Here is a 6,905-nt window from a genome sequence, read left to right on the forward strand (position 1 = left end):
AACGTTATGTGTGAATATTTAGTTTGTTTATACCGGGATTATTGTTTTTTTTTTAGATGTTTTTTTAAAATTATTGAATTTATAAATGTCAATATTATAGTGTTTTAGTAAATTTTTCATAACTTATGTGTTAAATTATTTGCAGGTGTTAAATAATATTCCCTACATTTGGCCCGAACAAACGTAGTATTGACGTTTATTAATTTTTTGTTGAAAGCTCCTTAAAATTTTCTTTATGAATACGCTATCTTATCACAATGAAAAAATGAGTTCGGATCGCTTTTTTACTGATGACGGAAAAATACGTTTAAAAAAGGGATACGTGATTCTGGTGTTCACATTAATGTCCTTTCTGTTTAATGTTACACCCATTTATGCCCAGGATTCCGCTGTCAGTCATTTTAATCTTGATCTTCGTCTCAAAAACATGCATTTGTGGCAAGGTTTTGTGGTTACCCCGGGAGCAATGATGGCTACAAGCATGGAATATACCACAAATGATCAGAAATTTGTCGCCGGAATATGGGGCGGCGCGGGGTTTGATGGTACTTATAAGGAGTTTTCCTATTATACGACTTACCGATTTACAAACAATTTCCAGGCTCAGTTAATCAGCCATAATAATTATAGCCAGATTGAAAATCCAAAGATCTTTAGCTATGATAAATATACTTCTCCAAATTTTTTAGATATCGTTTTGTCATATACCGCCTCTGAGCGCATGCCTTTGTCCATACTTTGGTCTACCATTTTATTTGGTCAGGGTGGTGATTACGTCAACGAGACAGATGGAACAGTGACCGACTCCTATTCCAATTATGTTGAGTTGAATTACCTGTTTATGGCGGATAAGCAGATTCAAATAAAAGCTTTTGTGGGGGGCGCTTTTTCATTTGTTACCGAAAAAACTTTTTACAGCACCAGTCCTGCTATCGTTAATATGGGAGTCACACTCAGCCAGGATGTGAAGTTTCTCAATAAAAAGATTCCTGTTTCAGGTACGGCTTTTTGGAATCCTGAATCCGGTAAGGGGGCTTTGCAGATCGACATAATGCTTTTTTAATTTAACGTTATTAAATCTATCATCATGAAAGACCAAGTAATGCGTGATTTTTCACATCTGGACGAAGAGCAACTGCCCATCGCACAAAACAAACTACATGGGGGAAAGCATTTTGCAGGATTATATGCAGGGGAGCATGTGGCCGCCACCGAGTTTGTGATTGGTGCGACTTTCGTAGCTTTGGGTGCCAGTACACGTGATATTCTTTTTGGTTTACTTATTGGTAATATTCTGGCAGTACTTAGCTGGACTTTTATTACGGCGCCAATTGCTGTTCAGACCAGGCTCAGCTTATATACCTATCTTAATAAGATAGCAGGTGATTATATGACCAAGCTTTACAACTGGGCCAATGCCATTATATTCACTGTTATTTCAGCGGCGATGATTACGGTGTCCTCGTCAGCCGTGCGTTTTTTATTTAATATCCCCGCTCAGCTCAACTGGTATTCATCAAATATCTGGTTCATCCTTGTCGTTATTGCTGTTGGCGTGGTGGTGGTATTTGTGGCTATTTACGGGTTTAATACTGTCGCCGACTTTTCGAGTATTTGTGCGCCCTGGTTATTTACTCTATTTATAGCTGGTGCCCTGGTTTTGTTACCCGAACTGTCGCATAGTGTTATCGGAAGTACTTCTATTTCCAGTTGGAAGGAGTTTTTGAGCATTGGCGACCAGTCTATCTGGAAGGGGGTCACCGACACGGGGGAATCAGGTATCGGTTTGTTTGAAGTTATTGGCTTTGCATGGGCTGCCAACACCATTACTCACGTGGGGTTGATCGATATGGCTATTTTACGGTTTGCCAAGAAATCCTATTATGGTGTCTACTCTAGTTTTGGAATGTTGTTTGGCCATTATGTGGCATGGATCGCTGCCGGTATTATGGGAGCCGGTGCAGCTGTGTTGCTCAATCAACCTGTGGCATCGCTCGATCCGGGAGATGTTGCTTATTACGCCTTAGGCGCTTCGGGATTTGTCATCGTGATTATTGCCGGATGGACCACGGCCAATGCGAACCTTTATCGTGCCGGACTGGCTGCCCAGGCTATTTTTAAGAATCATTCCCGTAAGAGAACGACACTGGTGGTGGGTATATTTACCGTGATTATTGCTTGTTTTCCTTTTGTATTTACCAAGATGCTCCCCATGTTGACTTATGCAGGACTTTTAGTGGTGCCGGTGGGAGCCATTGTTTTTGCTGAACATTTTATCTTTCCCAGGATTGGATTAACACGCTATTGGGCTTATTACAAGAAGATGGTGGTTAGCAAGCCGGCTGTTATTTCATGGTTCGCCGGTCTTATTTTAGGCTTTGGTCTCAATGCATTGAATGTGATGTCATTTTACTATTTATTTATTCCTGCATGGTTCTTTACCCTGATTTTATATACTATTTTGGCCGCAAAAGCTGGCGCCAGAGGCGATTATACCGAAGAGATAAAAGAGGAAGTACAGCTTCAAAAGGATATCAAAATATATCAGGCGGAAAAAGCCAAAACAGAAAAGGTGCAGCATAAAGACACTTCGCTGTTTTCTAAAATTTTAAATGCGCTTTCGATTTTATGTCTGCTGATTATTTTGGTATTGGCTTTCCGCACTATGTTTGGTAGTCCCGACATTGAAACCTATAATATAAACAAGGCTATGTTTCAGAAATATGCTTTCGTATTTACCATTGGCTATTTTGTTTTTGCTTATTGGAATCTACGTCGCAAAAAAGCACTTATTCAATATATTTAGTGCTTGTGCATAAAGTCATGAGTTTGGACTATAAAGTTCAAATTCAAGGCTTGCGCCGCTCGAAAAATGTGAGTTTACTCCTGTAAATGACCATTTTGAGAGCAAGCGTAACGCAGAAGTTAGATTTTTCAGGCAAGTACTATTTCTTGCTTGTGCATAAAGTCATGAGTTTGGACTATAAAGTTCAAATTCAAGGCTTGCGCCGCTCGAAGAATGTGAGTTTACTCTTGTAAATGACCATTTTGAGAGCAAGCATAACGCAGAAGTTAGATTTTTCAGGCAAGTACTATTTCTTGCTTGTGCATAAAGTCGTGAGTTTGGACTATAAAGTTCAAATTCAAGGCTTGCGTCGCTCGAAGAATGTGAGTTTACTCCTGTAAATGACCATTTTGAGAGCAAGCGTAACGCAGAAGTTGAACTTTATACAATAAATATTAAGCATCTTTTGATGAAAGAAACTTACAAATAAAACAAACAATTATGAAACCTACAATCGCGTTAAAACAAGAGAATTTAGGATTATTGCCTCCTAATATTAAAGTTCCTTCTTATGATAGAGATAAGGTGAGAACGAGTATTGTTCATATCGGGGTGGGAAATTTTCACCGATCACATGAGGCTTATTTTACCAATGAGTTAATGGAGCGTTATGGGGTAATGGATTGTGGTATTTGTGGCGTGGGATTACTCGATTATGACCGTCGTATTTATAATATTCTGAAAGATCAGGATGGTTTATATACTTTGATGGTGAAAGAACTTGACGGGTCGGTTAGTGCCCGCGTTATAGGTTCATTGGTGGAATTCCTTTTTGCACCTGAAAATCCCATTGCGGTTATTGAAAAAATGGCCAGCCCCGATATCAGGATTATTTCATTGACGATTACCGAGGGCGGATACAATTTGAATGAAGCAACGGGACAGTTCGATTTCAGCAATCCGGTGGTTGTGGAAGATATGAAAAATCCTCTGTCACCCAAGACCGTCTTTGGTTATTTGGCACAAGCCCTTAAGCTGCGGATGCAACGGGATGTGTCAGGATGTACCATCCAGTCGTGCGATAACATACAAGGCAATGGTGATGTGGCTAAAAAAGCCCTTTTAAATTATGTGAAAGCGGCCGAGCCTGAATTGCTTCCCTGGATTGAAAAAAATGTCTCCTTTCCCAATGCGATGGTCGATCGTATCACGCCTGTTACCGTTGCGGCAGATATTCAAAAGGTGACCGATCAGTTTTTGGTTGAGGATCAGTGGCCGGTGGTTTGTGAACCTTTTATTCAATGGGTGATAGAAGATGATTTTGTGGCAGGACGTCCGGAATGGGAAAAGGTGGGGGCGCAGTTCGTTAAAGATGTTGTGCCTTACGAAAATATGAAACTGCGACTGCTCAATGCCGGGCACTCGGTATTGGGAATGCTGGGGGCCTTACATGGATATGACACCATTGATGAGGCGGCACGCGATGCTGATTTTAATGCGTTTTTAAGATCGTTTATGGATGTCGAAGTATCGCCTACTTTGGGCAATTTGGGAGGCATTGATTTGGACAGCTATAAGAAGAGCCTCATAGCACGCTTCCAAAATATTTACATGAAGGACCTTATTTCACGCATCTGTCTGGAGAGTTCGGCCAAAATTCCTATTTTTTTATTGCCAACCATTAAGGCCCAGTTGCAGGGCGACGGTCATATTGAACGAGCTGCTTTTGTGGTGGCCGCCTGGTGTAAATACAACGATGGGGTGGATGAGAAGGGTAAATCTTATGTTATTAAAGATGCCATGAGTGATGAGTTGATTCGTGCTGCGGCCCAATCGCATCAAAATCCCAAACGGTTTCTGGAAATAGAACCTGTTTTTGGTGATATGATAAAAAATCAGGCTTTTGTTGCTGCCTTCATCAAATCGTTGGAGATGCTGCGAAGCAAGAGTGTAAAAGAATGTGTTGTTGAGTTAGAAAAAAAACTGGCCTGATTATGAAACAGATTGTCTGTTATGGTGAGGTGCTGTGGGACATGCTCCCTTCCGGTAAGAAATTAGGCGGAGCGCCTTTAAATGTGGCACTGAGGGCTCAATCCTTTGGCTGCGATGCCAGAGTGATTAGCAGCATTGGTAAGGATGCTGCCGGCGATGAAATAGTGGAACAGATGAAGGCTCATTCGGCTTCTATTAACCACCTGCAGGTGAGTGAAAATTATGCGACAAGTGAAGTCCTGGTTTATTTGAATGAGGCCGGCAGTGCTTCGTATGAGATTAAGATGCCTTGCGCGTGGGATGACATCAAATTGCTGGACAAAGACCTTGAAGTGGTTAAAGCTTCCGATGCCTTTATTTTTGGAAGTCTGGCGGCTCGTAAATCAACTTCGCGGGAGACTTTATTTGCCTTGCTCGAAGCAGCTCTTTTTAAGGTGTTTGATGTTAATTTGCGTTCGCCGCATTATGAATTCGATACGTTGTTAAAACTAATGACGAAAGCCGATTTTATAAAGCTTAATGACGATGAAATTTTTAAGATATGTAATTATATGAACGCTGACGCTCATTCGCTTGAAGCGTGCATTCGGTTTATCGCAGAAAAAACACACACAAAAAGTATCTGTGTGACGTTAGGTGCAGCAGGCGCAGTGGTTTTTCAGGACAATAAGTTTACATATAACAAAGGTTATAAGATTGTGGTGGCTGATACCGTGGGATCGGGCGACTCCTTTTTGGGCACATTGATAAGTCAATTGCTGTCGGGTGCAACGGTACAAGTGGCGCTTGATTATGCTTCCGCCGTTGGGGCTCTGGTGGCTTCTAAGCAAGGGGCCAACCCTAAAATTGAAGATGGGGAGATAGCGTTGTTGATGAAACAGAAATAATGATTTGGTGTCAGCACAATAAGTTTTTTTTTGTTACGCTCGCTGTCAAAACTATTTTTTTTGACAGCGAGTTTGTATTTGTGTTTTACGGCAAAGCCGTTCGTTTCATCAGAAGTGTTACCTTTGTTCAAAAAGAAACAGAGTGCAAATAAAGGTGACAGTTTTAGGCTCCGGAACTTCCTTGGGGGTTCCGATGATTGCGTGTAAATGTAAGGTTTGCCAGTCGGAAAATATAAAAGATAAGCGGTTACGTGCTTCAGTTCTGATTCAGGTTGGAGATAAAAATATTGTGATTGATGCCGGGCCCGATTTCCGGATGCAAATGCTCCGGTCGGGCATCGCGCATCTCGAAGCTATTTTGATTACGCATTGTCACAAGGACCATACTGCAGGGTTGGATGATGTGCGGGCTTTTAACTGGATCAATAAAACGCCGGCGCATGTTTATGCCGAACCCATGGTTATTAAGAGTCTCAGACAGGAATTTGCCTATGCCTTTTCGGATCATAAATATCCCGGGTTACCGGAAATTAACCTTCATAAAATTAATGTTGAGCCTTTCAAGGTGGCCGATGTGCCGGTTATCCCCATTCGGGTGATGCATTATAAAATGCCGGTGTTGGGATTTCGTATCGGCGATTTCACCTATCTCACCGACACCAATCATGTGCCGCAGGAGTCCTACTCAAAAATAATGGGCTCAAAAGTCTTGATTGTTGATGGTTTGCGTATTGAACCACATCTTTCTCATTTTAATCTGCAACAAGCCCTGGATTTTATAGCGCAGGTAAAACCCGAAAAAGCCTACATCACACATATCAGTCACCAAATGGGATTGCACGATGAAGTCAATGCCTTGCTTCCCAAAGGGGTGGAGCTGGCTTATGATGGCCTTACCTTTGACATTTAGTGCTTAAAAAATAGTTCAACTTTGTCCCTTTTTATCATCGAATTACGCGAATTAACGCGAATTCTTTATTGCTCCGCCGCATTGCGCGTGGGCGGTTCCCCCTCAAGGGGGTTAGGGGGCATGCGTGAGGGGATTATAATTTTATTGGGAATTCAACAATCAATCAGTAAAGAATACTTGATTATTTCTTTGGCATTATACTAGTCCATTTTTGTTATCGAATTAAACGAATTACTCCGAATTATTTATTACTCGCCACATCGCGCACAGGCGGTTCCCCCTCAAGGGGGTCAGGGGGCATGCGTAGGCGGTTTTGTAAATATATCAACCA

The 6,905-nt window shown here is 41.6% G+C and carries 5 protein-coding genes; all 5 read left to right on the forward strand.

Annotated features, from left to right (window positions below; all coding sequences use genetic code 11):
* The first annotated feature begins 235 nt into the window (after window positions 1-235).
* The 5 genes from ACT3CD_RS13210 (at window position 236) to ACT3CD_RS13230 (ending at window position 6,574) form a co-directional block, all read left to right on the forward strand.
* The gene (locus tag ACT3CD_RS13210) at window positions 236-1,063 is read left to right on the forward strand and encodes a hypothetical protein (RefSeq protein WP_444646112.1); all 828 of its coding nucleotides are present in this window, start codon (window positions 236-238) and stop codon (window positions 1,061-1,063) included.
* A gap of 24 nt (window positions 1,064-1,087) precedes the next feature.
* Window positions 1,088-2,806, forward strand: coding sequence for a purine-cytosine permease family protein (locus tag ACT3CD_RS13215; protein ID WP_444646113.1), 1,719 nt, complete (start codon window positions 1,088-1,090; stop codon window positions 2,804-2,806).
* A gap of 480 nt (window positions 2,807-3,286) precedes the next feature.
* On the forward strand, window positions 3,287-4,777 hold the full coding sequence (locus tag ACT3CD_RS13220) for a mannitol dehydrogenase family protein (protein ID WP_444646114.1): 1,491 nt from the start codon (window positions 3,287-3,289) through the stop codon (window positions 4,775-4,777).
* A gap of 2 nt (window positions 4,778-4,779) precedes the next feature.
* Window positions 4,780-5,664, forward strand: a complete 885-nt coding sequence (locus ACT3CD_RS13225; RefSeq protein WP_444646115.1) for a carbohydrate kinase family protein — start codon at window positions 4,780-4,782, stop codon at window positions 5,662-5,664.
* A gap of 142 nt (window positions 5,665-5,806) precedes the next feature.
* Window positions 5,807-6,574, forward strand: coding sequence for an MBL fold metallo-hydrolase (locus ACT3CD_RS13230; protein WP_444646116.1), 768 nt, complete (start codon window positions 5,807-5,809; stop codon window positions 6,572-6,574).
* Window positions 6,575-6,905 lie beyond the last annotated feature (331 nt).

The organism is Geofilum sp. OHC36d9 (assembly GCF_052400685.1).
Taxonomy (GTDB): domain Bacteria; phylum Bacteroidota; class Bacteroidia; order Bacteroidales; family Marinilabiliaceae; genus CAZHHH01.

Bases quoted from the DNA above. Each gene is read 5' to 3' on its own strand.
- ACT3CD_RS13225 (WP_444646115.1), top strand. From the start codon at position 4,780: ATGAAACAGATTGTCTGTTATGGTGAGGTGCTGTGGGACATGCTCCCT.
- ACT3CD_RS13210 (WP_444646112.1), top strand. From the start codon at position 236: ATGAATACGCTATCTTATCACAATGAAAAAATGAGTTCGGATCGCTTT.
- ACT3CD_RS13215 (WP_444646113.1), top strand. From the start codon at position 1,088: ATGAAAGACCAAGTAATGCGTGATTTTTCACATCTGGACGAAGAGCAA.
- ACT3CD_RS13220 (WP_444646114.1), top strand. From the start codon at position 3,287: ATGAAACCTACAATCGCGTTAAAACAAGAGAATTTAGGATTATTGCCT.